This is a genomic window from Rhizobium sp. 1399 (assembly GCF_031455475.1).
GTDB lineage: Bacteria > Pseudomonadota > Alphaproteobacteria > Rhizobiales > Rhizobiaceae > Rhizobium.
This window is the reverse complement of record NZ_JAVDSU010000007.1, coordinates 194,677-221,344: the sequence shown is the minus strand read 5'-3', so window position 1 is coordinate 221,344 and position 26,668 is coordinate 194,677. Positions and strand designations below refer to the sequence as shown.

Here is a 26,668-nt window from a genome sequence, read left to right as displayed (position 1 = left end):
ATCAAGGAGCTATTTCCAATGTCAATTTCGAAGTTTTCCTCCAACATCGCACGGGTAGGCGCCCTTTCGGCCGCTCTCCTGGCGCCGGTCGTCGCTTTCGCGCAGGAAGCAGCCCCGGCAGCCGCTGATGCTGCAGCCGCCGCTGCTCCGGCCTTCACCATGGACAAGGGTGACAATACCTGGATGCTCGTCTCCTCGGCGCTCGTCCTCCTGATGACGATCCCCGGCCTTGCGCTTTTCTACGGCGGCCTCGTGCGTGCCAAGAACATGCTCTCCGTGCTGATGCAGGTCTTCATGATCACCGCCGTCGTGGCGCTGATCTGGGTGACCTACGGCTATTCGCTCGCCTTCACCGACGGTGGCTCGCTGAACAGCTTCGTCGGCGGCTTCTCCAAGGCTTTCCTCGCCGGGGTTAATACCTCATCGCTAGCAGAGACCTTCTCGAAGGGCGTCGCCATCCCTGAATACACCTTCATCGTATTCCAGATGACCTTCGCCTGCATCACGCCCGGCCTGATCGTCGGCGCATTCGCCGAGCGCATCAAGTTCTCGGCCGTCATGCTGTTCGTCGTGCTCTGGGTTACCTTTATCTACTTCCCGATGGCGCACATGGTCTGGTTCTGGGGCGGTCCGAGTTCCTACACCTCGCCGGCCGGCCTGATCTTCTCCTATGGCGCAATTGATTTCGCCGGCGGCACGGTCGTTCACATCAATGCCGGTATCGCCGGCCTCGTCGGCGCGATCATGCTCGGCAAGCGCACCGGCTATAAGAAGGAGATCATGGCTCCGCACTCGATGACGCTCACCATGGTCGGCGCATCGCTGCTCTGGGTCGGCTGGTTCGGCTTCAACGCCGGCTCTAACCTCGAAGCCAATGCCTATGCATCGCTCGCCATGATCAACACCTTCGTCGCGACGGCCGCCGCCGCCGTGTCCTGGTGCATCGTCGAAAGCTTCGCTCGCGGTAAGGCCTCCATGCTCGGCGGCGCTTCCGGCGCCGTCGCCGGCCTCGTCGCTGTCACTCCGGCGGCAGGCTTTGCCGGCCCGATGGGTTCGATCGTTCTCGGTCTCATCGTCTCGCCGGTCTGCTACTTCTTCGTCGACGTCGTGAAGAACAAGTTCAACTATGACGACAGCCTCGACGTCTTCGGTGTCCATTGCATCGGCGGCATCATCGGCGCTCTCGGTACCGGCATCCTCGTCAACCCGGCCCTCGGCGGCGCCGGTATCGTCGACTATTCGACGGCTGATTTCGCTGCCTCCTATGCCGGCACGGCTACGCAGGTCCTGGCCCAGGCCAAGGGCGTGCTCACGACGCTGCTATGGTCGGGCATCGGCTCGGCGATCCTCTACAAGATCGTCGATGTCATCATCGGCCTGCGCGTTTCGGTCGAGGCCGAGCGCGAAGGTCTCGACCTCGCAACGCACGGCGAAGCCGCTTACCACTCCTGATCGCAGGGTTTGCGGCGCCCGACACAAGGGCGCCGCTGAACGGCCCGTCGCGGCCTATCTAACCATAAGCCGCTCTTGGCCCGGACCTTCACAGGTTCGGGCCCTTTTCTTTTTAGTGATCCGGCATATGCATGGTTAACATCGCTTTAACTCTACTTTGATTAGGTGGAGCGGACGCATTTGGCGCGGCGAAGCATTGGCGATTCGCGTGCCCCCAGGCATTGGACGGGTTAGACACATGGCAAGAAGCACGTCGCCGGCGATGGATGGTCGTCCTGACCGGTTCTCCTTCTCGGCATTCATGCTGCGGCAGATCCAGGCTCTTACCGGCTTTGCGGTCTTCCTGGTCTTGGCGCTCGCGGTCGCGGCGCTTGCAACATGGAACGTCACCGATCCCAGCTATTCCTACGCCACCGGTAACCTGCCGACCAACATACTCGGTTATAGCGGTGCTGCCTTTGCCGACGTCGCCATGCAGTTCCTGGGGCTCGCAAGCGTCGTCTCGATGCTGCCGATCGTCGCCTGGGCGCTGGCGCTGATTTCCGGCCGTCGCATCAGCCGCATTCCGGCGCGCGCCGGCGCCTGGCTCGTGGGCACCATACTTTCTTCCGCCGTCATCGGCTGTTTTCCACCACCGCTCACCTGGCCGATCCCGAACGGTATTGGCGGTGTTATCGGCGACATGATCCTGCGTTTTCCCGCACTCTTTGTCGGCGCTTATCCGACCGGCGTTTTCGCCACCGCAGTCGGCTGCATCTTCGCCGTCCCGACCGCGTGGATGATGCTCTTTGCAGCCGGCATCGTCGGACGCAGCGAGCTCGATGAGGAGGAAAACGAAGAAGAGGATTATGTCGATACGCGCAGCAAGGTGCGTGTCGTCGGCGATGAGGACGATGAGGACGATGGGTCCCGCTGGATGGCCTTTAGCGGTGCCATGACTCACGCCTGGTATATGAACCAGGCGCGTTTCCGACGGCTTTTCGGCATGGGACCGCGCAAGCGCCGCCAGAGCGATTTCGAATCGCCCTATGACTTCAACGATGACGAATTCGGTACGCTGAACGAGCCGGTGCGCGCCAAGCCCGCAGCGCGCGGCGAGCGCATGGATCCTTCCATGGAGCCGCGTTCCGCTTCGAGCCGTCGGGTCGTTTCGGCGCCTTCCGTCTCGCTCAACGACGATGAGGACGAGGACGACGATCCGCCATTCAATACCGACATGCCGCCGCGTCCGGCCGATATCCTGCCTGATGACGATGATGACGATTGGATGATCCGCGCGCCGGCCAAATCGGCCGGTAAACCCGAGCCGCGCGTCATTCCTGCCTCCGCCCGCCCAAAGCCCGGCGCCCGCGTCGAGCGCGAGGCGCAAGGTTCGTTCATCCGGCCGGAAGGCTTCCAGCTTCCCTCCATGCATCTGCTTGCGGAGCCGAAGAATGTCGTGCGCGATTCCACGCTTTCGGCCGATGCGCTGGAGCAGAATGCCCGCATGCTGGAAGGCGTGCTGGAAGATTTCGGGGTCAAGGGCGAGATTATCCATGTTCGCCCCGGTCCGGTCGTCACACTCTATGAACTGGAGCCGGCACCCGGCATCAAGTCGTCCCGCGTCATCGGCCTTGCCGACGATATCGCCCGCTCGATGAGTGCTATTGCCGCCCGCGTCGCCGTCGTGCCGGGCCGCAATGCGATCGGCATCGAGCTGCCGAACCAGACGCGTGAAACCGTCTATCTGCGCGAGCTCATCGCCTCGCGTGATTTCGAAGGCTCCAAGGCGAAGCTTGCCATGGCGCTCGGCAAGACGATCGGCGGCGAAGCCGTGATCGCCGATCTCGCGAAGATGCCGCATCTGCTGGTGGCCGGTACGACCGGCTCGGGTAAGTCCGTCGCCATCAACACGATGATCCTGTCGCTGCTCTACCGTATGACGCCGGAGCAGTGCCGCCTCATCATGATCGATCCGAAGATGTTGGAGCTCTCCGTCTACGACGGCATTCCGCATCTGCTTTCCCCTGTCGTCACCGATCCGAAGAAGGCTGTCGTCGCGCTCAAATGGACCGTCCGCGAGATGGAAGAGCGTTACAAGAAGATGTCTAAGATCGGTGTTCGCAACATCGACGGCTTCAATACGCGCGTCGAGCAGGCACTTGCCAAGGGCGACACGATCTCGCGCACGGTGCAGACCGGTTTTGACCGGCAGACCGGCGAAGCGGTCTACGAGACCGAAGAATTCGATCTGCAGCCGATGCCCTATATCGTCGTCATCATCGACGAAATGGCCGACCTGATGATGGTCGCCGGCAAGGATATTGAAGGTGCCGTGCAGCGCCTCGCGCAGATGGCGCGCGCGGCCGGTATCCATGTCATCATGGCAACGCAGCGTCCGTCAGTCGACGTCATCACCGGCACGATCAAGGCGAACTTCCCGACCCGCATCTCCTTCCAGGTTACGTCCAAGATCGACAGCCGCACGATCCTCGGCGAGCAGGGTGCCGAACAACTGCTCGGTATGGGTGATATGCTCTATATGGCAGGGGGCGGCCGCATCCAGCGCGTCCATGGTCCGTTCGTGTCCGACGTTGAGGTCGAAGAGATCGTCTCCTACCTGAAGACGCAAGGTTCGCCGCAATATCTCGATGCCATCACTGCCGATGACGACGAGGACGGCGATTATGGTGGCGGTCCGGCAGGTACGTCAAATCTTGCCGATTCCGAAGATCCCTACGATCAGGCCGTCGCCATTGTGCTGCGCGATGGCAAGGCCTCTACTTCCTATGTTCAGCGCAGGCTCGGTATCGGATATAATCGTGCGGCATCGCTGATCGAACGCATGGAGCAGGAGGGCATCATTGGCCCTGCCAACCATGCCGGCAAACGTGAGATTCTCGTGCCGACGGATGGAGATATCCTCGACCGTTGAGGAAAGAATATTTGATGGCGCAGCCCATCTGGTGGAAACCTCGGAGGATGTAATCCGTTACCTTTCACCGGGCGATCGCGGCGCCTTGAAGACGCCGCCTTTCGGCGGCATGCAGACCGCATACAGGAGGTTCACATGACCAACTCCGCGTCCATATTTTCCGGCCTGCCGGTAACCCGCCGTGACGTTCTTGGCGTCTTCGCTGTTGCCGCCGTTGCAAGCGCCGTTCCGTTTCCCGCTCTCGCCCAGGTCGCCCAGGCGGCAGCACCCGCTGCCAACAGCGCCACGGCACAGGCGATTGCCGATCATTTCTCGGGCGTCGCCACCATGCAGGGCGAGTTCGTGCAGTTTGGCCCCCGTGGCGAACAGACCGGCGGCAAATTCTTCATCGAGCGTCCCGGCAAGCTGCGCTTCAACTATGACGATCCGTCGCCGATGCGCGTCATTGCCGACGGCAGGAACGTCGCGATCGGCAACGTGAAGCTGAAGACCTGGGATCTCTATCCGCTTTCCAAGACGCCGCTCAGCCTGTTACTTGCGCCGCGTATCGACCTTTCCGCCGGAATGGTGAAGGGCGTGAAGCAAGAGTCCGATTTGACGACGATCTCGCTCGGCAACAATACGGTGTTCGGCAACTCGACCATCACGATGATGTTCGACCCGAAGACTTATGACCTGCGCCAGTGGACGATCACCGACAACCAGGGCAAGGACACGTCGGTGATGATCTTCAACGTGAAGACCGGCGTTGCCTTCGATGAGCGTGTCTTCCGCGTGCCATACGAGGATATCAAGGGCACCTCGGCCAACCGGGATTGATGCTTTTCGGTTGATCGCCGGCCGCTTTTGCCTGCGGCCGGTTTTCTCGCTCACGCCTTTGCTCTAAAGCCTTTTCAGAGGGATCTGAAAGGGCATCGGCATGAGCTTCTCCATTACCACCTGGAATATCAATTCGGTGCGGCTGCGCATGCCGATCGTCGAGCAGCTCGTGCTGAAGCACAGGCCCGATATCCTCTGCCTGCAGGAAACCAAGGTTACGAACGACCTCTTCCCGTTGGCACCGCTGCGCGCCATGGGCTACGAGCACATCATCATCCACGGCCAGAAGGGCTATCATGGCGTTGCTATAGCCTCCCGCGTGCCGCTGACCGAAGACCACCGGCAGGACTACTGCAATGTCGGCGACGCGCGCCACATCTCGGCGGTCTTCGAGCGCGGCAACCGTCGCATCCGCCTGCACAATTTCTATGTTCCTGCCGGCGGCGACGAGCCGGACCGCATGATCAATCCGAAATTCGGCCACAAGCTCGATTTCATCGAGGAGATGAAGAACCTCAAGGCGAGCGCCGAGCCGAACACGTCAGCCATTCTCGTCGGCGATCTCAATATCGCGCCGCTGGAACATGATGTCTGGTCTCACAAGCAGCTTCTGAAGATCGTCAGCCATACGCCGGTCGAAACCGACGGGCTGCTCGAGGTGATGAAGCGTGGCGGCTGGCACGATCTCATGCGCCAGCATGTGCCTGCCAATGAGAAGCTCTATACGTGGTGGAGTTACCGCGCGAAGGATTGGGAAGCTGCCGACAAGGGCCGGCGTCTCGACCATATCTGGTCTTCGCCCGACCTCGGTCCGCATCTGCAGCGCATCGAGGTACTGAAGGAAGCACGCGGTTGGGAGCGGCCATCCGACCATGTGCCGGTGACCGTACATCTCAACCTCTGAAACGTCAGCTGAAACGGTGAAACTGGCTTGCGGCCTGTGCCGCGAGATCGGCAATACTGTCGCGGATACGGTTTTCCATGATGCGCGCCGCCGAGGGATATTCCTCGATCAGGCGAAGGAACAGCGCCCGCGTAATGCGGATGATGCCGGTATCTTCGCGGGCAATTGCAGTGAACTTGCGCTCCACCAGCGTTATAAGAGCCAGCTCCGAAATCAATGCACCGGGGCCAGCGATGGCTTCGGTCCGTGCCATGCCATCCGAGCCCGTCACGCTGAGTTCGAGGCTGCCGCTCGTGATCACATAGGCGCTTTCGGCGGGTGATCCCTGACGGAACAGCATCTGCCCGGCCGCAATCACGCGACGGTCTGCGCCGAAGGCAATCAAGCGCAACTGGTCGTCGTTCATGTCCTTGAAGAGCGGAAGCTGCGCCAGCAGATGGATATCGTCGGAAAGAGACATGCTACGGGATGATCTTGTAGCCGCCGTTTTCCGTCACGAGGATCTCGGCGTTGGACGGATCCCGCTCGATCTTCTGGCGCAGACGGTAAACGTGGGTTTCCAGCGTGTGCGTGGTGACGCCGGAATTGTAGCCCCAGACTTCTTCCAGCAGCACGTCGCGGGTCACGACCTTCTGTTCGGCGCGGTAGAGGTAGCGGATGATCGCCGCCTCCTTTTCCGTCAGACGGATCTTCTGGCCGTTATCTGTGGTCAGCAGCTTCTGGCTCGGCTTGAAGAGATAAGGGCCGACAGTGAAAGTGGCATCTTCGCTCTGCTCGTGCTGGCGAAGCTGCACGCGGATGCGAGCCAAAAGCACGGCGAAGCGGAAAGGTTTTGTCACATAGTCGTTGGCGCCGGCCTCAAGGCCAAGGATCGTGTCCGAATCCGTGTCATGACCGGTCAGCATGATGATCGGCGCCTTGAAGCCACCCTTGCGCAGCAGCTTTACCGCCTCGCGGCCGTCCATATCGGGCAGGCCGACGTCCATGATCAGCAGATCGACCGGATTGGAGCGGGCGGCCTGGACGCCCTTGCCCGCGGTCGCTTCCTGCAGGACCGAGAATTCCTCATACAACGACAATTGCTCCGTCAGCGTCTGGCGAAGGTCGTCGTCGTCATCCACCAGAAGAATGGTGCGTGCGGTCATGCGGGTGCGTCCTTGCGTTGGTCAGATACTCCTACGCCAAATTCCACATTTGGCAAGGATTGGCGATCTGCTGCTGTTGCTGCCTAGGGTCTCATATGGTTTCAATCGAAGCCCAAGGCAATTCAAGAACATGCGAGAAAAATGGAAAAAGCAAGGCGAGAGCGAAATGGGCAGCCCTCAACGCTCGTGGTGCGTGCCGCGCCGGGCAAGCCAAACAGAGCCATCGTCCGTTTTGGCCCGCTCACCTTGCCCGCCGCGATCGGCCGTAGCGGCCGGACCGTGATCAAGCGGGAAGGCGACGGGGCGACGCCGATTGCTGCCATGCGGCTGCTCTACGGTTTCCGGCGCGGCGAACGAAACGGCCGTCTCCCTACAGCGCTGCCCATCAAGCGCATCCACTCCGACATGCTGTGGTGCGATCAGCCCACCGATGCGAATTACAACAGGCTGGTCAAGGCGCCGTTCAAACCGAGCCATGAAGAAATGAAGCGGAAGGACGGACTCTACGATATCTGCTTGGTGCTCGACTGGAACATGACCTCCCGGGCGCGCAATCGCGGCTCAGCGATCTTTTTCCATCTGATCCGGCCAGGATACGAGCCGACCGCCGGCTGTGTAGCGATCAGCGCCCGCGACATGCGCCGCATTCTGCCTCACCTCAGAAAGGGAACGATCCTCCGCGTTCTCTGATTGTATTGCGGGCTCTCTGTCCTATATGGACTTTCGACCGGATGCGCGGGCTGCGATGCGTCCAGGGAAAACCGCTTCGCGGCTTCAATTCATGCCCCATTCAATTCGTGTCTTTGGCCATTCCTTCAAACTTCCGGAGATATATTGTGACCACTCAGCCCATCATTACTTTCCACGACGGACATTCCATTCCCCAGGTGGGTCTCGGCGTCTGGCAGACGCCCCAAGATATCGCGGCTCCGACCGTGCGCACCGCACTGGCCGCCGGCTATCGCCACATCGATACGGCGTCCGGCTATGACAACGAAGAGGGCGTCGGCGAAGGCATCCGCTCCTCCGGCATCGACCGCAAGGATATCTTCGTCACGACGAAACTGCGCAATACCGACCAGGGCTATGACAATGCACTGCGTGCCTTCGAGGTCAGCCTGCAGAAGCTCGGTAGCGATTATATCGATCTCTATCTCATCCACTGGCCATCGCCGCATCGCGGGCTTTATCGCGAAACCTGGAAGGCTTTCGTGCGCTTGAGGGAAGAAGGTCGCGTCCGCTCCATCGGCGTGTCGAACTTCTATCCAGACCATCTCGACCATATCGTCGGCGATACAGGCGTGGTTCCTGTTATCAACCAGATCGAGCTGCATCCGGACTTTCAGCAGAAGGCGGCGCAGGAGGCGCATAAGAAGCTGAATATCGTCACGGAATCCTGGAGCCCGCTCGGTCAGGGCCGCTTCATTTCCAATCCGATCATCGGTCAGATTGCTGCCAAGCATGGCAAGACGCCGGCGCAGGTGATCATCCGCTGGCACATCGATACCGGCCTTGTCGTCATTCCGAAGTCGGTGACGCCCTCGCGCATCGAAGAGAATTTCAACGTCTTCGACTTCAAGCTGGATGGCGAAGACATGGCAGTGATCGCCAAGCTCGATAGCGCCGGCGCTCGCATGGGTCCGGATCCGTACACGGCGACGTTCTAAGCCTTGAACAGATGGCCCCCACCGGGCTGGAGAGGGTCATCTAATGCTGCAGCCGATCAATAATTGCAGCTCGAGCCGCTCCCTGGATTGAAACGGAGGTTGCAGTCCATATCCAAGGGGCGCTTCCTATCCATCCGATAGGGCGTGGGCCCGGCGAGCGGGGCTGGCATGCCGACGGAGCCGGTCGTTTCAGATGAAACGCCAAAGGCCTTGGCAGGGTACCAATAGCCGTCTGGCCCTCGGCGATAGCCTTCACGCGGATTCTCGTAGCCACGGTAGCCATTCCAGCTGTGCTCTCGCGTAGCGACTTGTTCCACAGTGCCGGGTGTTTCAGGCGACGTGCCCATAGGCACCGGCGCCGCAAGGGCAGCATTGGCTGCTGCGAGGCAAAGGACTGCGCCGAAGGCTATCGGCAAGCGCTTGATCAGTGTCTTGTTCATAGCTCTTCTCCGTTGAAATCAATGGAGACCCCACCTCCGGTCGTTGTCTGCGAAACGGCGGGCGTCATTCGTTAACGGGCGAGTGGCAGGAAAGAAGCAGGGATTTTCGGTCGACAGATGAAATTTCATCCAAACGTCACATAAAACATATGATTTCACGCCGATTCAACCATCGAGCAGCAAGATAGCAGCTTTAGAGAATGCCTACCGACAACGGCGCCTGCTGGCGCCGCGGCCGGTCGGAGCGAGAATATTCGATCCAAAGAGCGTGATCGCTATTTCACCAATAAAAAGCCCGGCGCGGAGTGAACTGACCCCGAAGGTTGTCGTCCAACTTTCGGGAGTTAGTTCAGAGGCGCCAGGCTTTTTTAGGTTCAGTCCTCCGAAAGAGCCTAGTTCCACTCGCGGATATCGACGAAGTGACCGGCAATCGCGGCTGCGGCGGCCATGGCCGGCGAGACGAGATGCGTGCGGCCCTTGAAGCCCTGGCGGCCTTCAAAGTTGCGGTTCGAGGTCGATGCGCAGCGCTCGCCCGGCTTCAGGCGGTCGTCATTCATGGCAAGGCACATAGAGCAACCCGGCTCGCGCCAGTCGAAGCCTGCGGCCTTGAAGATCTTGTCGAGACCTTCGGCTTCCGCCTGTTCCTTCACGAGACCGGAGCCCGGTACGATCATGGCATCGACGGTCGAGGCAACGGTCTTGCCTTCAACGACCTTGGCGACCTCGCGCAGATCCTCGATGCGGCCGTTGGTGCAGGAGCCGATGAAGACGCGGTCGAGGGTGATATCGGTCATTTTGGTGCCCGGCTTCAGGCCCATATAGTCGAGCGCGCGCCATTTGGAGGTGCGCTTCGTCTCGTCCTGGATATCGTCAGGGTTCGGTACGATACCCTGTACGGAAATCACGTCCTCGGGTGAGGAACCCCAGGATACGATCGGCGGCAGGTTGGCAGCATCGAGCACTACGACGCGGTCGTAATGAGCGCCTTCATCGGTCTGCAGTGTCTTCCAGTAGGCAATCGCCTGTTCCAGCGCCTCGCCCTTCGGCGCACGCGGCTTGCCCTTGATGTATTCGAAGGTCTTTTCGTCAGGGGCGATCAGACCAGCGCGGGCTCCGCCTTCGATCGTCATGTTGCAGATCGTCATGCGACCTTCCATCGACAGCGCGCGGATAGCTTCGCCCGCAAATTCGATGACGTGGCCGGTGCCGCCGGCCGTGCCGATCTCGCCGATGATGGCGAGGATGATGTCCTTGGCGGTTACATGCGGCGGAAGCAGGCCGTCGACCCGCACCAGCATGTTCTTCGCCTTCTTCTGGATCAGCGTCTGGGTCGCCAGGACATGTTCGACCTCGGAGGTGCCGATCCCATGCGCCAGCGCGCCGAAGGCGCCGTGCGTCGAGGTGTGGCTATCGCCGCAGACAATGGTCATGCCGGGCAAGGTGAAACCCTGTTCCGGACCGACGATGTGAACGATGCCCTGACGCTTGTCGCTTGCCGAGTAATACTCGACGCCGAATTCGGCTGCATTGGTTGCCAACGCTTCGACCTGGATGCGGCTTTCCTCATTCTTGATGCCGAGATGGCGGTCGGGTGAGGTCGGAACGTTATGGTCGACGACGGCAAGCGTCTTTTCAGGCGCGCGAACCTTGCGGTGGGTCATGCGCAGGCCTTCGAAGGCCTGCGGCGAGGTGACTTCATGGACCAGGTGACGGTCGATATAGAGAAGACAGGTGCCGTCAGGCTGTTCATCCACCAGGTGGTCGGCCCAGATCTTGTCGTAAAGGGTACGCGGTGCGCTCATGGCTATAGTCCGTTTTGGCTGGAGCATGGAATTTAAGGATATGGCGGACAGGCTCCGCCGGCCGTCATTCGATCAACGAAGTCGGCTGTTGAGCGCACCGGAAACGGACGCAAAGAAACGTGCCGGCAGGCGATAATGGTCCTGCAGCACGAAAATATGCGCACCGATGCATCTGAACTTGGATTCCATGGCGCTGGATATAGCGATTTTTGATCGAAACGGCAATTCGAATCGTGCGACGGCTCTAGCGTCGCGGCATCTGCTTCATCTTCTTCTCGATCCGCCGCAGGAAGAGCGACAGGCCGATTGTCAGGATCAGGTAGATATAGGTGACGATCGAATAGGTCTCGAAGAAGCGGAAGGAGCCGGAGGCATAGACCTTGCCCATCTGCGTGATGTCGGCGACGCCGAGGACGGAGACGAGGGAGGAATCCTTCACCATCGAGACGAAGTCGTTGGAGAGCGGCGGGAAGATCACCCGGATTGCTTGCGGGAAGACAACGAGCCTGAAACGGCGGTAGCGCGACAGGCCGAGCGACTTGGCCGCCTCGATCTGGCCGATATCGACCGACTGGAAACCGGCGCGAAAGATTTCGGCGATGAAAGAGGAATAGCCGATCATCAGGGCGATGATGGCGCGCCACATCAGCGACAGATCACGCACGAGGATCGGCTCGGCAATACCGGCCTTCACCAGGGGGGTGATCAGGAAATTATAGGCTGCGACAACGCCCGGCGCGCCGACGAAGGCGATATAGAAGAGCAGCACGAGGATTGGAATGCCCCGGATGATCTCGATGTAGAAGCGGGCGATCTGGCGCAGCACGATATTGTCGGAGAGGCCAAGTAGCGCAATGCCCAGACCGAGTACGGTCGCCAGCACAAAGGCGACGAGCGTCACGAAGACGGTAATGCCGGCACCATTCACGACGGTCCGGAAGACCTGCGTGTAAATATCGTTGGTAATGATGACGACGGCGAGAACGACGCCGATCAGAACAAGGACGACCAGCCACCAGGGACGGTCGTCCTTCTCGTGTCGCGGGGATGGTGGTAATGCCATCTGCGATCGCTCGGGGGACTACTGGCCCATCTTGTAGTCGAGGAACCACTTTTTGTTCAGTGCATCAAAGGTGCCGTCCGCCTTCAGGTCGGCAATGGCGGCATTGACGGGAGCGACGAGATCGGAACCCTTCGGGAAGATGAAGCCGAAATCCTCGGTGCCGAGCGGTTCACCGACGACCTTCAGCCCGCCATTCGAAGAATCGACATAACCCTTGGCAGCGACGCTGTCGGTCAGGACGAGATCGACATCGCCGGTCTTCAGAGCCTGCACGGTTGCGCCGAAGGTTTCGAAGAGCTTGATGCGCGGGTTCTGTTCGTTGCCATCCAGGATTTCATAGACGGCGGTATAGAAAGGCGAAGTGCCGGGCTGGGCGCCGATCAGGCCATCGTTGAAGGCACCGAAGCTCTTGGCGTCGGTGAAACGCTTCTCATCGCCACGAACAAGCATGAATTGCTGCGAGCGCATATAGGGATCGGAGAAATCAACCTTCTGCTTGCGATCGTCCTTGATGGTGATGCCGGTCATGCCGATATTGTACTGGCCGTCGGATACGGCCTGGATCATCGCGTCCCAGCTGGTGTTCTGGTATTCGACCTGGAAGTTCAGCCGCTTGGCAATCTCGTTCATCGCGTCATATTCCCAGCCGATCTGCTGACCGGACTTGGGGTCGACGAACTGCAGCGGCGGATAGGCGTTTTCCGTCACCACGACGACAGTCTTGCCGCCAAGGTCCGGCAGGCTGCCGGCGAAAGCTGCGAGCGGCGAAAGCATTGCGGCGGTCAGGCTGGCAAGAACAGTGCGGCGAAAGAACATGGTGTGGCTCCCCAATATTTGAACGGCAGAATTGTCATGGAAGATGCTGATATGGCAAGGCTGCAAGCGCTGCACACTGGCGCAAAAAAGAAAAGGCGGCCCAAAGACCGCCTTTCCCATGCAATGATTTCGCTTTCGCGAGCTGCTTATTCAGCCGAACCTTCAGCAGCGGCTGCAGCTTCTGCGGCGGCCTTTGCTTCAGCGGCTTCTGCTGCTGCCTTTTCGGCGGCGAGAGCCTGAGCTGCTGCAACCTTTTCAGCTTCGATACGTGCCTTTTCCTCGGCAAGGGCCTGACGCTCGGCATCGTTGAGCTTGCGGGCGCGGGTGCCGGTGTTCTCGACGATACGAGCCGACTTACCGCGACGATCGCGCAGGTAGTAGAGCTTGGCGCGACGGACCTTACCGCGGCGAACGACTTCGACGCTTTCGATCATCGGGGAGTAGACCGGGAATACGCGCTCGACGCCTTCGCCGTAGGAGATCTTGCGGACCGTGAAGTTTTCCTGCAGACCGCCGCCGGAGCGCGCGATGCAAACGCCTTCGTAGGCCTGAACGCGGGTACGGTTGCCTTCCGTGACCTTCACGTTGACACGGACGGTGTCGCCCGGGGAGAATTCAGGAAGGGTGCGCTTGGCTTCGATCTTGGCGGCCTGTTCGGCCTCAAGCTGCTGAATGATGTTCATCGTCTTAACCTTTGGTTCTTCTGAAACAGCCAGAGCGCTCACACTGTCCTTCGGTCGATGCCTCCGGAGTTTGCCCTTGCGGGCGGGAGCGGATTCGCCATTCTTTGTTTGCTGGCAGACAGGGTTAAACCCCATTTCCGCGTGCGCCATTACACGAAAGACTTCCACCTGTCATCCCTTGGGCGACAAATTTGTGAAATCAGCCTGCTTTTTCGGGCTTCTGCGCCCCAATCAGGTCTGGCCGCCGTTCTTTTGTCAGCGAGACGGATTGTTCATGGCGCCACTTCTCGATGGCGCCGTGATTGCCGGAAGTGAGGATCGCCGGTATCTCGCGGCCTTCCCATTCCTGCGGGCGGGTATAATGCGGATGTTCCAGAAGTCCGCCTTCGAAGCTTTCATGCAGGCCGGAGAGGTCATTGCCCATGACGCCCGGAAGGATGCGCACGATCGCGTCGAGCAGGATCAACGCTGCCGGCTCGCCGCCTGACAGTACGTAATCGCCGATCGAGACTTCCTCGAGTTCGCGTGCCTCGATCACACGCTGGTCGACGCCTTCGAAACGGCCGCAGACGATGATCACCCCGTCGCCGACCGCCAGCTGCCGCACGCGCTCCTGCGTCAGCGGTTTGCCGCGCGGGCTCATCAGGAGGCGCGGGCGGTTGTCATTTTCAGAAGCGCTGTCGATGGCCCGGGCGAGCACATCGGGCTTCAGCACCATGCCGGCGCCGCCGCCGGCCGGTGTATCATCGACGGTTCGGTGCTTATCCGCCGCAAAATCGCGGATCTGCACGGTATCGAGCGACCATTGTCCACGCTCTGCCGCCTTGCCGGCGAGCGAAAAATCCAGATGGCCCGGAAACATTTCCGGGTAGAGTGTCAGCACGGTCGCCCGGAAAGCCATGGCGCCTACTTCTTTTTCTTCGGCTTGCCGGGGGCGAGCCCCTTCAGGTCGTCGGGATTGTCGACGAGGCCGGCCGCAAGCGGATCAATGAGCAGCTTGCCGGCTTCAAGGTCGATTTCCAGCACGGAGGCTTCCGAAAAGGGGATCAGCACCGGGCGCTTGCCGGGACCTTTGAGTTCCAGAAGATCGCCGGCGCCGAAATCGAAGACTCCGGTCACTGTGCCGTAACTGATGCCCTGATCGTCGAAGGCTTCGAGCCCTTCCAGATCGGCATAGAAGAACTCGTCGTCCTCCAGTTCCTCATCCGACAGGTTGTCGCGTTCGATATAGAGTTCCAGGCCGTTCAACGCCTCGGCGGCGTTGCGGTCGTTGACGCCGCGGAAGCGGACGACGACAATGTTCTTCATCTCGCGCAGTTCGAGAACTTCGAAAACGCGTCCATCCATGCTGTGCAGGTGGCCGTAGTCGCCGAGCGCGGTCGGATCGGCCGTATAGGCCTTTACACGCACCTCGCCACGAATGCCCTGCGCGCCGCCGATGGTTGCCATCAGCACCGGATTTTCAAGCTTGGTCATGGGTTCCTTCATTCGAACGCAGGCAAGAAGCTGGGATCACGCTTCTCATAAACGAAGTGCGTGGGAATGGAAACGAAAACGGGCGGCATGTCGCCATGCCGCCCGTCCGGATTGGGTCGAAACCTATTATTCGGCGGAAGCAGCAGTTTCAGCGGCGTCAGCAGCCTTCTGAGCCTTTTCGGCAGCGCGCTCCTGAGCCTTCTTGCCCGGCTTTGCCTTTTCCGGGTTGTTGCGGGTTTCGCGCTTGGAGATGCCGGCTTCGTCGAGGAAGCGCAGAACGCGGTCGGTCGGCAGCGCGCCCTGGTCGAGCCAGTGCTTTATGCGTTCGCCGTTCAGCTGAACGCGCTTCTCGTCGTCCTTGGCGAGCATCGGGTTCCAGGAACCGAGGCTCTCAAGGAAGCGGCCGTCACGCGGGCTGCGGGCATCGGCGAGAACGACGTGGTAGTACGGGCGCTTCTTGGAACCACCGCGTGCGAGACGAATTTTCAGTGCCATATTCTTTACTCCTTAGGCTTTTCTTGAACCGCTTCGTTGAGCGGCATGGTTATCGGGCTGCGGCGCTCTGTTCAGCGTGGTCCGCAGCGATCTGCTCATGATGTCGGATGACTTCCTTGATGACGAAGTTCAGGAACTTCTCGGCGAAATCCGGGTCCAGATGCGCATCTTCGGCAAGCTGACGAAGACGAGCGATCTGGTATTCCTCGCGCGCCGGATCCGCCGGCGGCAACTTGTACTTAGCCTTCAGCACGCCGACCTCTTTGGTGCAGCGAAAGCGTTCGGCCAGAATGTGGACGAGCGCCGCGTCGATATTGTCGATCGACTGGCGGTAGCTCGAAAGCTGGGCTTTGACGTCTGGATCAATCATGGGGCAGGCGATCCTTTCACTTCTTCTTGGGCAATCCGGGCAGGCCCGGGAAACCACCACCGAGGCCCGGCAGCTTTGCGCCGCCAAGACCGGGCAATCCGCCCGGCAAGCCTCCGCCTAGACCGGGCATACCCCCACCCGGCTTTCCGAGACCCACGGCTTCCGCCTGCTTCTGTAGCGCTTCAAGCTGCTTCGGGTCGATATTCGAGAGATCAGGCATGCCGCCCATGCCGCCGAGGCCCCCCAGCCCCATTTTGCCGGCAAGGCCGCCCATCATCTGCTTCATCATGCCGCCTTTGCCCTTGCCGCCCATCATCTTCATCATGTCGGCCATCTGCCGATGCATCTTCAGAAGCTTGTTGATGGCAGCCGCATCGGTGCCGGAACCGGCAGCGATGCGCTTCTTGCGCGAATGCTTGAGCAGGTCGGGATTGGCGCGCTCGGCCTTTGTCATCGACTGGATGATGGCGATCTGGCGGCCGAACAGCTTGTCGTCCAAGCCGGCGGCGGCCATCTTGTCCTTCATGCCGGCCATACCGGGCATCAGGCCCATAATGCCGCCCATGCCGCCCATCTTCTGCATCTGACGCAGCTGGTCGGCGAGGTCGTTCAGGTCAAACTTGCCCTTGGCCATCTTGGCGGCCATGGCAGCCGCCTTTTCGGCGTCGATGTTTTCAGCCGCCTTCTCGACGAGCGAGATGATATCGCCCATGCCGAGGATACGGTCAGCGATACGACGGGGATGGAATTCCTCCAGTTCGCCCATTCGTTCGCCGACGCCGATCAGTTTGATCGGCTTGCCGGTGACGGCGCGCATGGAAAGGGCCGCACCGCCGCGTCCATCGCCATCCATGCGGGTCAGTACGAGGCCGGTGATGCCGACACGTTCATCGAAGTTGCGGGCAAGGTTGACGGCGTCCTGGCCGGTCAGGCTATCGGCGACCAGCAGGATTTCGTGCGGGTTCGACTTCTTCTTGATGTCGGCCATTTCGACCATCAAGGGTTCGTCGATATGGGTACGGCCGGCGGTGTCGAGAATGACGACGTCATGGCCGCCGAGCTTGGCGGCCTGAACGGCGCGGGCGGCGATATCGGTCGGAGACTGGCCGGCAATAACAGGCAGGGTGTCGATGTTTGCCTGAGCGCCGAGTTGGCGAAGCTGCTCTTGCGCTGCCGGACGGCGCGTGTCGAGCGATGCCATCAGCACCTTCTTCTTCTCGCGCGTCGTCAGGCGATTGGCGATCTTTGCCGTCGTCGTCGTCTTACCGGAGCCCTGCAGGCCGACCATCATGATGACGACTGGGGCGGCTGCATGAAGGTCGACACCGACACCCTCGCCGCCGAGCATTTCGATGAGCTCGTCATGGACGATCTTGACGACCATCTGGCCGGGCTTGATCGACTTCAGGATCTCGGCGCCAACGGCCTTTTCACGCACGCGGTCGGTAAAGGAGCGGACCACCTCCAGCGAAACGTCGGCTTCCAGAAGCGCACGGCGAACCTCCCGCAGCGCTGCGGAAACATCACTTTCCGAAAGCGCGCCACGGCCTGTCAGTCCATTCAGGATGGAACCAAGACGGTCCTGGAGGTTCTCAAACATCGGCTCTTCCTTGATACGTTTCGGGGAGTTTTTGGATGCCCTGGAACGTCGTGCTTTTCCTTGACGAAAACAAGACGCAAAGCCAAAAAGCACCCGAGGGCGCAGCGCGCTGTCGGATGTTGACCTCCGGAATCCAGTCCCGGTCGGCGGCTCGGAGTCTATTACTCGTCGCAGATTTAGCGCGATAAACAGGAAAGCCGCGGGAAAGTCAAGGCGAATGCGTTCAACGACGTCGTGGCGGACTTTTCTGAAGTCGTGTGGTCTGAAGTCGTGCGGCAGGAGCGGTGCGCGGATATTCCGCTATGCAGCCGGTCGCGGCAACGGAAGTACATATTTGTATATACTAACATATCCGCTTTAAAATTCACCCATATTTAGTTGAATATTTTGATCGGCAAGCCGAATTCGCGCTGAATGCCAGTTGCAAAATATTCAGCTTCTGATTCTATTTTCTACTTAAGTAAATTCTGTAAAATGATTCGTGAATATCCTTGATGCCGAATGAATCGGCGGAGATATCAAATGATAAACCCAGATATAGAAAGCTGGGCGTTGGCACGCGCCCATAATATAGTTCTGCGGGAAGGCCTGAATTTGGCGAAGGCGGCACAAGACCTGGATCGCAAGCGGTCCCGCTTGCTGGTCTACGAGCTCAGAAAGGTGATTACCGCTGCTATCGTCGAAGCCCACGCGGCGTCTCTCAATCCCGAGGGCACGGTGCGATAGATCTGGATTTTGCGCGATTTCCAAAGGCTGACTGTGCCGTACCCGGTCTGATTTCGCGGGGCCTGGCTTTTATGCGTAAGAAAGAGGGCGAACCTCGCTTGGCGCTCACCCACTGGTAATCCCCGAGCATTTCCGCCATATACAGCCAAAACGCAGCGGAAATAGTCAGATGAGTAACACGGTCGAATTCGCGAAGATGAACGGGCTTGGCAACAAGATCCTGGTTGTCGACATGCGTGGGCGGACCGACAAGGTGACGCCGCAGGCGGCGATCGCACTCAATGCCGATGCCGAGACGCAGTTCGATCAGATCATGGCGATCCATGATCCGAAGGCGCAGGGAACCGACGCATATATCGACATCCTCAATTCCGATGGCTCGAAGGCGCAGGCCTGCGGCAATGGTACGCGCTGCGTCGTGCAGGCGCTGGCCGCCGAGACCGGCAAGAAGGCCTTCACCTTCCAGACGGTCGCCGGCATCCTGAACGCAGTCGAGCATGAGGATGGCACGATCTCCGTCGATATGGGCCGGCCGGTTTTCGAATGGAATCGTATTCCACTCGCGGAAGAATTTCACGATACGAGCCGCATCGAGCTGCAGATCGGGCCGATCGACAATCCGGTGCTGCATTCGCCTTCGGCCATGTCGATGGGTAATCCGCATGCGATCTTCTGGGTCGACCGCGATCCGATGAGCTTCGATCTCGAACGTTTCGGGCCGCTGCTCGAAAACCATCCGATGTTCCCGGAAAAGGCGAATATCACGCTGGCGCAGGTCATCTCGGATTCGGCGCTGCGGACACGCACCTGGGAGCGCGGCGCCGGCCTGACGCTTGCCTGCGGTTCGGCTGCCTGTGCCTCTGCCGTCAGTGCTGCGCGCACCGGCCGCACCGGCCGCAAGGTGACGATCGACGTCGCCTCCAGCCCGATCCGCCAGCCGCTGGTCATCGACTGGCGCGAAGACGACCATGTCGTCATGACCGGCCCTGCCGAATGGGAATGGTCCGGTGCGCTCGATCCTTCGACCGGCACATGGTCTCGCGATGCCGAACGTGGGGCGGAAGCGCGGTGAGCGGCGTCGAGGTCATTACCTTCGGCTGCCGTCTCAATACCTATGAATCCGAAGTCATGAGATCGCAGGCGGAAGCGGCCGGGCTCAACAATGCCATTCTGGTCAATACCTGCGCCGTGACCGGCGAGGCCGTGCGCCAGGCCCGGCAGGCGATCCGCCGCGCGCGCCGCGACAATCCGCATGCCCGCATCATCGTCACTGGCTGTGCCGCCCAGACTGAAAAGCAGACCTTCGCGGAAATGGCCGAGGTTGATGCCGTGCTCGGCAATGAGGAGAAGCTGAAGGCTGCCTCTTATCGCGCGCTTCCGGATTTCGGCGTTTCGGCGGAAGAGAAGCTTCGTGTCAACGATATCATGAGTGTGCGCCACACCGCGCCACAGATGGTCAAGCATATTGACGGCCACGTGCGCGCCTTCATCCAGGTGCAGAACGGCTGCGACCATCGCTGCACATTCTGCATTATCCCCTATGGCCGCGGCAATTCGCGTTCGGTGCCGATGGGGGCCGTGGTCGATCAGGCCCGCAATCTCGTTGACAGCGGCTATCGCGAAATCGTTCTGACCGGCGTCGATGCTACGAGCTATGGCGCAGATCTTCCCGGCGAGCCGACGCTTGGTCTGCTCGCAAAGGCACTGCTCAAGCAGGTGCCTGACATACGCAGGCTGCGGCTATCGTCGATCGACAGTATCGAGGCCGATCGCCATCTCATGGACCTCATCGCGGACGAACCGCGTTTCATGCCGCATCTGCATCTTTCCCTGCAGCACGGCGATGACATGATCCTCAAGCGCATGAAGCGCCGCCATCTGCGTGCCGATGCTCTGCGTTTCATCGAAGAGGTGCGCCGGCTGCGGCCGGAGATAAGTTTCGGCGCAGACATGATCGCCGGCTTCCCGACGGAGACCGAGGAGATGTTCGAGAACGCGGCGCGCCTCGCCGAAGAAGCCGACATCGCGCATCTGCACGTCTTCCCCTATAGCCCGCGGCCCGGCACGCCTGCCGCGCGCATGCCGCAGCTCGATCGCTCGCTCATTAAGGATCGCGCCGCTCGCCTCCGCGCCACTGGACAGATGCTGCACCAGCGCCATCTGGACAAGATGGTCGGAACGCGGCAATGGCTACTGGTGGAAAATAACGGTCTTGCCCATACGGAAAACTTCACGCTTGTCACTGTCCCCGGTCTTCGCCCGCGCGATATCGTCGAAGCGACGATATCAGGCCACAACGGCAAGCATCTCCACATGCAATTGACGGCTGCCGCGGCGGCCTGACTTCACGGACAGCTCATGGCGCTCAGTTTCATCAAAAAGGTCTTCACCTTCGGCAAGCCGGCGGAAGAGCCTGTGCCGGAGGCAGTTGAAAGGGAGCTGGAGCCGCGCTCGCGCGACGAAGATCTGCCAGTTGCTGACGATCCAGTTCTTGCCGAGGAGATGGACACGGCTGGCGGACCTGCGGCCGATCTCGATGAAGCTGTAGCAGAACAGGAGCCTATTGAAGGCGAGCCGGAACTGCTCCCGATCGCCGATGATCTGAGCGATATGGGTGTCGTGCCCTTGTCGCTGCTGGAAGCCGAAGCGGAAGCGGCTGCAGATGACGTCGCAGTGGCACCCCCCTCTGTCGCTTCGGGACATCTCCCCCACAAGGGGAAAGATCATTTGGAGGATGATGCTGCCGTAAGAGCGGAAGGCAGGGTCGAGCCAACTGAGACATTTCCAGAGGAGATTCCGACTCGCGACGCCCTGGAAATTTCGGCTGAGCTAGAGCAGGATTCTCGTTCCATGCCGATCTCCCCTCTTGGGGAAATGTCCGGCAGGACAGAGGAGGGTGCCACCTCCGACAGGTCGGCACCGAACTCCATCCTTCCCAAAGGCTTCGCCACCGGACCGGCCGCTGAACCGGAACCGGTAGCCGCGCCGCAGCCGAGACTCTCCTGGTTCCAGCGCCTGCGCAATGGTCTGGCGCGCACCTCCTCGCAGCTTACTGGCCAGATCACCGCACTCTTCACCAAGCGCAAGCTTGACGACGAGACGCTTCAGGATCTCGAAGACCTGCTCATCCAGGCCGACCTCGGCGTCGAGACGGCTATGCGGGTGACCGATACGCTCGCTTCGGAGCGTTACGGCAAGGATGTGACCGGCGAAGATGTCAGCCGTATCATGGCGAACGAAATCGCTAAGGTGCTGAAGCCGGTCGCCAAGCCGCTGCAGCTCGATCTTTCGCACAAGCCGCATGTGATCCTCGTTGTCGGCGTCAACGGCACCGGCAAGACGACGACGATCGGTAAGCTTGCGGCGAAGCTATCTGGCTCCGGCCTGAAGGTGATGCTGGCGGCCGGCGATACGTTCCGTGCTGCGGCCATCGAGCAGCTGAAGATCTGGGCCGATCGCACCAAGTCCGAATTCATCGGCACCAAGCTCGGCGCGGATGCGGCAGGCCTTGCCTATGACGCTTTTGAGCAGGCGAGGGCTAGGAAATGCGATGTGCTGATCATTGATACGGCTGGCCGGCTGCAAAACAAGGCGGAGCTGATGGCCGAGCTCGAGAAGATCGTGCGCGTGCTCGGCAAGCTCGACCCGGATGCGCCCCACACCGTTCTCCAGACGCTCGATGCGACGACGGGCCAGAACGCGCTCAATCAGGTGGAAATCTTCCGCAATGTCGCCGGCGTCAGCGGGCTGATCATGACCAAGCTTGACGGCACGGCGCGCGGCGGCATTCTGGTAGCGATCTCCGCCAAGCATAAGCTGCCAGTCTATTTCATCGGTGTCGGGGAAGGGGTCGACGATCTCGAACCGTTCGAGGCAGAGGATTTTGCGCAGGCCATTGCCGGCATTGGCCAATGATGCCACAGATTAGCCGTTGATGGCTTGCATGCATTGCAAAAAAGCAGGTTTGAAGAAGCATGACGACTGAAAGCGATATTACTCCCAGCGCCGCAGACCGGCATCATCCGCTTCTGAAACTGGCGCTGGAACTCGGACCGCTTATGGTCTTTTTCTTTGCCAATCTGCGTGGTGAATGGCTTGTCGCGCGTTTTCCGGCATTGGCCGAACTCGGCGGTCCGCTCTTCGTGGCGACCGGGCTGTTCATGGGCGCAACTATTCTCTCGCTGGTGGTTTCCAAGATCATGCTCGGCCATCTGCCGATCATGCCCTTCGTTTCGGGCATCGTCGTGTTGATCTTCGGTTCTCTGTCGATCTGGCTGCAGAACGAAACCTTCATCAAGATGAAGCCGACGATCGTCAATGCGCTCTTCGGTTTTGCCCTGCTTGGCGGCCTCGCCTTCGGCAAGTCGCTGCTCGGCTATGTCTTCAACGCCGCCTTCCAGCTCGATGCCGAAGGCTGGCGCAAGCTGACGATCCGCTGGGGTATCTTCTTCCTATTTCTTGCGGTGCTGAACGAAGTCGTCTGGCGTAATTTCTCGGATAATTTCTGGATTACCTTCAAGGTCTGGGGCACGATGCCGATCACCATCATCTTCACCATGGCGCAGATGCCGCTGGTGCTGAAGCACAGCATTTCCACCGAGGCTGAAAGCGAGAAGTGACTGTTATCGAGGGCACCGACCGGTCACGGCATCAGATCTTCTGGTTTTCCGCCTGCCTTGCGGTGCTGGTCGCGCAGATCGTTGCCGAATATCTGATGGGCCGGGTGCCGATCTGCACTTGCGGCTATGTCAAGCTGTGGGAAGGCACGGTCAATTCCAGCGGCAATTCCCAGCACCTGTCCGACTGGTACACGCCGTCGCATATCATTCACGGTTTCCTGTTCTACGGGCTGGCGCATCTCGTGCTACGCGGCAAGCCGTTTGCGGCGCGCCTGCTCCTGGCTGTTCTCATCGAATCCGGCTGGGAGCTTCTGGAAAATTCGCCTCTGATCATCGACCGCTACCGCACGGCGACGATCTCGCTCGACTATTACGGCGACAGCATCATCAATTCGGCCATGGACACGATCTTCATGGTCGTCGGCTTTTTCTTCGCCTCGAGAGCGCCTGTGGCGCTGACCGTTGCCATTGCCATCTTCTTCGAGATTTTCACCGGCTACATGATCCGGGATAATCTGACACTGAATGTGCTGATGCTGATCTGGCCGGTTGAGGCCATCAAGGTCTGGCAGGGCGGTGCTTAGGAAACCGGCTTGCCCAGTACCTTTTCCATCGCCGGGAAGAGGCCCTCTTTCAGGCTGATATCGTCGAAGGGGCCGACACGCTTGTAGATGATCGTGCCGTCAGGTGCGACGAGATAGCTCTCCGGAATGCCGTAGACACCCCAGTCGATCGCCGCCTTGCCGTTCGGGTCGATGCCGATGGCGTGATAGGGATTGCCGAGTTCACCAAGGAAACGCAGGGCGTTCTCGTTCTTGTCCTTGTAGTTGATCGCGACGATGTTCAGCCGCCCATCCTTGGCAAGCTGTTTGAGAAGGGGATGCTCATCGCGGCAGGGAATGCACCAGGAGGCGAAGACGTTGACGAGGGTGAGCTTGCCCTTGACCGCTTCATCCGTCAGCGCCGGCAGATTGGAGCCTTCGAGCGGCGGCAGGTTCAGCGACGGCGCCTTGGTGCCGATCAAAGCGGAGGGGATTTCGGCGATATTCTTGCCGTGGAAATCCTGATCGTAGAGCATTTTGGCTGCCGTTGCCGCGATGCCGCCGAAGATGAGCAGCGGGATCAGGGCAAGCGCATAGCGGCTCTTCGGCTTATTGTCTTGCTGAGCTTCGGTCATTCGCCGTCCTTCGGTCGGGCGGACCGGCGGCGGATACCGGCGGCTTCAAGCGCTGCCAATTCCTTCTGGCGTGCACGCCCGTCAGTCCAGGTCCAGAGCGTCACTGCGATCGTCACAATAGCGGCAAAGCCATAGGAGCCGTAGACGTAGAATGCGTAGGAGCCCATCGTCAGTCCTCCCGGCTTGCCATGCGGGCGGCCATGCGGCGCTGGGAGGCGATGCGGCGGCGCCAGATCTCGTTTCTCATCGCCATCAGATGCAGCGTGAAGAAAAGCAGGGTGAAGGCGATCGCCATGATCAGCAGCGGGCGCAGGAATTCCGGATCGATCGCCGGTCCATCGAGGCGCAGGACGCTTGCAGACTGATGCAGCGTGTTCCACCAGTCGACCGAAAACTTGATGATCGGAATATTGACGAAGCCGACGAGAATGAGGACGGCGGTGACGCGCGCAGCCTTCGAGGGCTCATCCATGGCGCGGTTCAGCGCTATGAGGCCGAGATACATCAGGAAGAGGATGAAGACGGAGGTCAGCCGAGCATCCCAGACCCACCATGTGCCCCACATGGGCTTGCCCCAGAGTGAGCCGGTGACGAGTGCAAGCATCGTGAAGGCAGCGCCGAGCGGAGCTGCGGCCTTGGCCGAAACATCCGCCAGCGGATGGCGCCAGACGAGCGTGCCGATCGCCGAAATGCTCATGATCGTATAGCACATCATGGAGAGCCAGGCGGAAGGCACATGCACATACATGATGCGCACCGTCTCGCCCTGCTGATAGTCGCCCTCGGTCGAGAAGCTCAGATAGAGCCCGATGATAAAACAGAGGGCCGTGATGCCCGCCAGCCATGGAATGACGCGCGATGCCAGCGCCAGAAACCGCGTTGGGTTGGCGAGATCGCTGAATTTGCTGATGGCAAGGCTCGTTTCGCTCATATCCGCTTCCTTACCTTGATCCGCCGGGAGCCGCAATCGAAGCGCCGATCAATCCGCCGTGTTTCTGAGCGCAAGGGCTGCCGCTGCCGGACCGATGACGGCGAAGAAGAGCGTCAGGGCGATGAGGATCAGAAACGGCGGCAGGAAGGGCGACGGTCCCACAACCGCTGCATATGTAGCGCTGACGCCAAAGATCAGCACGGGGATCGTCAGCGGCAGGATCAGTACCGAGACCAGCAGGCCGCCGCGAGGCAGCGCGACGGCAACGGCTGCGCCGACAGCGCCAATGAAGGTGATTGCCGGCGAGCCGACAAGGAGGGTGAGCATGGTCGCGCCGATCGCCGTTTCGTTCATGTTCATGAAGAGGCCGAGCAATGGGGAGGCGATGACGAGCGGCAGGCTTGTCGCCGTCCAGTGTGCGGCGCATTTGATGAGCACGGTCAGCACCAGCGGCGTTTCCTGCATCAGCATCAAATCGAGCGAACCGTCGTCACGCTCCGCCTGGAACAAGCGGTCGAGCCCGAGCAGGGCAGCGAGCAGCGCACCGATCCAGACAATGGCCGGGCCGATGCCGGAGAGAAGCGCAAGATCAGGCCCGATGCCGAAGGGGATGACGGCGACGATCGTCAGGAAGAACAGAATGCCGATCAGGGCACCGCCGCCGGCGCGGATGGAGAGTCTCAGGTCACGCAGGAAGAGGGCGGTCATCCCCACACTCCCTGGTCCACCCCGGCAAAACCGGTCATTTTCAATTCCCTGGTCCCTTCCAGCCCAAGAGGCTGATGCGTCGCGGCGACGACAATCCCGCCTTCCCTGAGATGCGCTTCAATCAATTCCGTGAACAACCTGTCTGCACTTGCATCCAGCGCTGCAGTCGGCTCGTCCAGGATCCAGACCGGGCGATGCGCGACCAGAAGCTTGGCGAAGGCGAAGCGGCGTTGCTGGCCGGCCGAGAGGTAGCCGAAGGGCAGGTGGGTGATGCCGGGCAGGCCGACGGCGTCGGCGGCTTCCTGGGTGCTCATGCCGGCGGCTTTGCCGGGTCCAAGGAAGGATCTCCAGAAATCCAGGTTCTCTGCAACCGTAAGTTCTGTCTTCATGGCGTTACGATGGCCAAGGTAGTGGCTCGCTTCCGCTGCCGGACGCCTCTCGGCACCGACCGAATCAGCGACGGTGACGGAGCCTTTTTCCGGTCTCAAAAGACCGGCGATGACGCGCAATAAAGTGGACTTTCCCGATCCGTTTTTACCCGTCAGAATCAGCGCTTCGCCGGCCTGCAAGTGAAAGGAAACGTTAACGAAAATCAGATCCTCACCGCGCCGGGCTGCCAGATTTTCAGCGGTGAGATGCATGCATCGGCTCTTTCTTCATTGGCACCATCGGCAAGCTCAAAAAATGTCCGATTTTGACCTTTGTCGCTATGGCAAGTCTTTACGAAATTATCTATAAGACCTGCAACCACGCCAGCGGTCGGCGTGAACTTCATCCTTGCGCCGAACTTGGGGTCTTTCCTCACGTGCGGACAGCGGAAATGGCCGTACCCGCATCCTGATGTGCATTAAGTGCATAGGC

30 protein-coding genes are annotated in these 26,668 nt (G+C 60.2%); 12 read left to right on the top strand and 18 right to left on the bottom strand.

All coding sequences use genetic code 11. From position 1 onward, the window contains the following. The first annotated feature begins 18 nt into the window (after positions 1-18). The 4 genes from J2X71_RS22625 to J2X71_RS22610 all read left to right on the top strand — a co-directional run bounded on the left by J2X71_RS22625 (position 19) and on the right by J2X71_RS22610 (position 6,089). Positions 19-1,452, top strand: a complete 1,434-nt coding sequence (locus J2X71_RS22625) for an ammonium transporter (protein ID WP_310385116.1) — start codon at positions 19-21, stop codon at positions 1,450-1,452. A gap of 238 nt (positions 1,453-1,690) precedes the next feature. Further along, a complete protein-coding gene (locus J2X71_RS22620; RefSeq protein WP_310385113.1) occupies positions 1,691-4,366 on the top strand; it encodes a DNA translocase FtsK in 2,676 nt (891 codons plus the stop codon). A 135-nt stretch (positions 4,367-4,501) separates the two neighbouring features. Further along, positions 4,502-5,185 (top strand): outer membrane lipoprotein carrier protein LolA, encoded by a 684-nt coding sequence (locus J2X71_RS22615; RefSeq protein ID WP_310385111.1) that lies wholly within the window; start codon positions 4,502-4,504, stop codon positions 5,183-5,185. 100 nt (positions 5,186-5,285) lie between these two features. Then, positions 5,286-6,089 (top strand): exodeoxyribonuclease III, encoded by an 804-nt coding sequence (locus J2X71_RS22610; protein ID WP_113319876.1) that lies wholly within the window; start codon positions 5,286-5,288, stop codon positions 6,087-6,089. A gap of 4 nt (positions 6,090-6,093) precedes the next feature. On the opposite strand, the gene J2X71_RS22605 is transcribed toward J2X71_RS22610, so the two are convergent. Next, positions 6,094-6,549, bottom strand: a complete 456-nt coding sequence (locus tag J2X71_RS22605; protein WP_037101863.1) for a cyclic nucleotide-binding domain-containing protein — start codon at positions 6,547-6,549, stop codon at positions 6,094-6,096. A 1-nt stretch (position 6,550) separates the two neighbouring features. Beyond that, complete coding sequence (locus tag J2X71_RS22600) at positions 6,551-7,234, bottom strand: response regulator transcription factor (RefSeq protein WP_007814583.1); 684 nt, start codon at positions 7,232-7,234, stop codon at positions 6,551-6,553. A 141-nt stretch (positions 7,235-7,375) separates the two neighbouring features. On the opposite strand from J2X71_RS22600, the gene J2X71_RS22595 reads away from it, so the two are divergent. Beyond that, positions 7,376-7,924, top strand: a complete 549-nt coding sequence (locus tag J2X71_RS22595) for a L,D-transpeptidase (RefSeq protein WP_310385106.1) — start codon at positions 7,376-7,378, stop codon at positions 7,922-7,924. A 146-nt stretch (positions 7,925-8,070) separates the two neighbouring features. Beyond that, positions 8,071-8,901, top strand: a complete 831-nt coding sequence (locus tag J2X71_RS22590) for an aldo/keto reductase (protein WP_310385104.1) — start codon at positions 8,071-8,073, stop codon at positions 8,899-8,901. Between the two features lie 56 nt (positions 8,902-8,957). Here the strand turns inward: J2X71_RS22590 and J2X71_RS22585 are convergent, their stop codons facing one another. From J2X71_RS22585 to ffh, 10 genes are all read right to left on the bottom strand, one after another. Further along, the gene (locus J2X71_RS22585) at positions 8,958-9,341 is read right to left on the bottom strand and encodes a cell surface protein (protein ID WP_310385102.1); all 384 of its coding nucleotides are present in this window, start codon (positions 9,339-9,341) and stop codon (positions 8,958-8,960) included. A gap of 392 nt (positions 9,342-9,733) precedes the next feature. Continuing rightward, entirely contained in the window at positions 9,734-11,143 is a 1,410-nt protein-coding gene (gene leuC / locus J2X71_RS22580) for a 3-isopropylmalate dehydratase large subunit (RefSeq protein ID WP_113319781.1), read from the bottom strand. 244 nt (positions 11,144-11,387) lie between these two features. Continuing rightward, entirely contained in the window at positions 11,388-12,206 is an 819-nt protein-coding gene (locus tag J2X71_RS22575) for an amino acid ABC transporter permease (protein WP_310385100.1), read from the bottom strand. 18 nt (positions 12,207-12,224) lie between these two features. After that, complete coding sequence (locus J2X71_RS22570) at positions 12,225-13,022, bottom strand: basic amino acid ABC transporter substrate-binding protein (protein WP_310385097.1); 798 nt, start codon at positions 13,020-13,022, stop codon at positions 12,225-12,227. Between the two features lie 146 nt (positions 13,023-13,168). Next, positions 13,169-13,705: a 50S ribosomal protein L19 gene (gene rplS, locus J2X71_RS22565; protein ID WP_037070794.1), complete on the bottom strand. Its 537-nt coding sequence runs from the start codon at positions 13,703-13,705 to the stop codon at positions 13,169-13,171. A gap of 199 nt (positions 13,706-13,904) precedes the next feature. Further along, a complete protein-coding gene (gene trmD, locus J2X71_RS22560) occupies positions 13,905-14,606 on the bottom strand; it encodes a tRNA (guanosine(37)-N1)-methyltransferase TrmD (protein WP_310385092.1) in 702 nt (233 codons plus the stop codon). A gap of 5 nt (positions 14,607-14,611) precedes the next feature. Beyond that, positions 14,612-15,181, bottom strand: coding sequence for a ribosome maturation factor RimM (gene rimM, locus J2X71_RS22555; RefSeq protein ID WP_113319875.1), 570 nt, complete (start codon positions 15,179-15,181; stop codon positions 14,612-14,614). Positions 15,182-15,307: 126 nt separating this feature from the next. Continuing rightward, positions 15,308-15,676, bottom strand: a complete 369-nt coding sequence (gene rpsP, locus J2X71_RS22550) for a 30S ribosomal protein S16 (RefSeq protein WP_310385089.1) — start codon at positions 15,674-15,676, stop codon at positions 15,308-15,310. 49 nt (positions 15,677-15,725) lie between these two features. Beyond that, a complete protein-coding gene (locus J2X71_RS22545) occupies positions 15,726-16,046 on the bottom strand; it encodes a chorismate mutase (protein ID WP_037101839.1) in 321 nt (106 codons plus the stop codon). A gap of 16 nt (positions 16,047-16,062) precedes the next feature. After that, positions 16,063-17,646, bottom strand: coding sequence for a signal recognition particle protein (gene ffh, locus J2X71_RS22540; RefSeq protein ID WP_310385084.1), 1,584 nt, complete (start codon positions 17,644-17,646; stop codon positions 16,063-16,065). Between the two features lie 501 nt (positions 17,647-18,147). Here ffh and J2X71_RS22535 point away from each other — a divergent pair. The 6 genes from J2X71_RS22535 to J2X71_RS22510 all read left to right on the top strand — a co-directional run bounded on the left by J2X71_RS22535 (position 18,148) and on the right by J2X71_RS22510 (position 23,575). Then, positions 18,148-18,372 carry a hypothetical protein gene (locus J2X71_RS22535; RefSeq protein WP_310385081.1) on the top strand — a complete coding sequence of 75 codons (225 nt, stop codon included), beginning with the start codon at positions 18,148-18,150 and terminating at the stop codon, positions 18,370-18,372. 169 nt (positions 18,373-18,541) lie between these two features. Beyond that, positions 18,542-19,444, top strand: a complete 903-nt coding sequence (gene dapF, locus J2X71_RS22530; protein WP_310385079.1) for a diaminopimelate epimerase — start codon at positions 18,542-18,544, stop codon at positions 19,442-19,444. After that, on the top strand, positions 19,441-20,715 hold the full coding sequence (gene mtaB, locus J2X71_RS22525) for a tRNA (N(6)-L-threonylcarbamoyladenosine(37)-C(2))-methylthiotransferase MtaB (protein WP_310385077.1): 1,275 nt from the start codon (positions 19,441-19,443) through the stop codon (positions 20,713-20,715). The genes dapF and mtaB overlap by 4 nt, the downstream gene beginning before the upstream one ends. A gap of 15 nt (positions 20,716-20,730) precedes the next feature. Continuing rightward, on the top strand, positions 20,731-22,287 hold the full coding sequence (gene ftsY, locus J2X71_RS22520; protein ID WP_310385074.1) for a signal recognition particle-docking protein FtsY: 1,557 nt from the start codon (positions 20,731-20,733) through the stop codon (positions 22,285-22,287). A 59-nt stretch (positions 22,288-22,346) separates the two neighbouring features. Continuing rightward, positions 22,347-22,991 carry a septation protein A gene (locus J2X71_RS22515; protein ID WP_113319771.1) on the top strand — a complete coding sequence of 215 codons (645 nt, stop codon included), beginning with the start codon at positions 22,347-22,349 and terminating at the stop codon, positions 22,989-22,991. Continuing rightward, positions 22,988-23,575: a DUF2585 domain-containing protein gene (locus J2X71_RS22510; RefSeq protein ID WP_310385072.1), complete on the top strand. Its 588-nt coding sequence runs from the start codon at positions 22,988-22,990 to the stop codon at positions 23,573-23,575. Before J2X71_RS22515 ends, J2X71_RS22510 begins: the two co-directional genes overlap by 4 nt. Here the strand turns inward: J2X71_RS22510 and J2X71_RS22505 are convergent. The 6 genes from J2X71_RS22505 to J2X71_RS22480 are packed head-to-tail and all read right to left on the bottom strand — an operon-like array spanning position 23,572 to position 26,582. Then, positions 23,572-24,168: a DsbE family thiol:disulfide interchange protein gene (locus J2X71_RS22505; RefSeq protein WP_310385070.1), complete on the bottom strand. Its 597-nt coding sequence runs from the start codon at positions 24,166-24,168 to the stop codon at positions 23,572-23,574. The genes J2X71_RS22510 and J2X71_RS22505 overlap by 4 nt on opposite strands. Then, positions 24,165-24,335 carry a heme exporter protein CcmD gene (gene ccmD, locus J2X71_RS22500; RefSeq protein WP_310385068.1) on the bottom strand — a complete coding sequence of 57 codons (171 nt, stop codon included), beginning with the start codon at positions 24,333-24,335 and terminating at the stop codon, positions 24,165-24,167. Before ccmD ends, J2X71_RS22505 begins: the two co-directional genes overlap by 4 nt. 2 nt (positions 24,336-24,337) lie before the next feature. Further along, the gene (locus J2X71_RS22495) at positions 24,338-25,099 is read right to left on the bottom strand and encodes a heme ABC transporter permease (RefSeq protein WP_310385067.1); all 762 of its coding nucleotides are present in this window, start codon (positions 25,097-25,099) and stop codon (positions 24,338-24,340) included. 48 nt (positions 25,100-25,147) lie between these two features. Beyond that, the gene (ccmB, locus tag J2X71_RS22490; protein ID WP_310385065.1) at positions 25,148-25,807 is read right to left on the bottom strand and encodes a heme exporter protein CcmB; all 660 of its coding nucleotides are present in this window, start codon (positions 25,805-25,807) and stop codon (positions 25,148-25,150) included. Beyond that, complete coding sequence (gene ccmA, locus J2X71_RS22485; protein ID WP_310385063.1) at positions 25,804-26,448, bottom strand: heme ABC exporter ATP-binding protein CcmA; 645 nt, start codon at positions 26,446-26,448, stop codon at positions 25,804-25,806. The genes ccmB and ccmA overlap by 4 nt, the downstream gene beginning before the upstream one ends. Beyond that, on the bottom strand, positions 26,400-26,582 hold the full coding sequence (locus J2X71_RS22480) for a hypothetical protein (protein WP_310385480.1): 183 nt from the start codon (positions 26,580-26,582) through the stop codon (positions 26,400-26,402). The genes ccmA and J2X71_RS22480 overlap by 49 nt, the downstream gene beginning before the upstream one ends. Positions 26,583-26,668 lie beyond the last annotated feature (86 nt).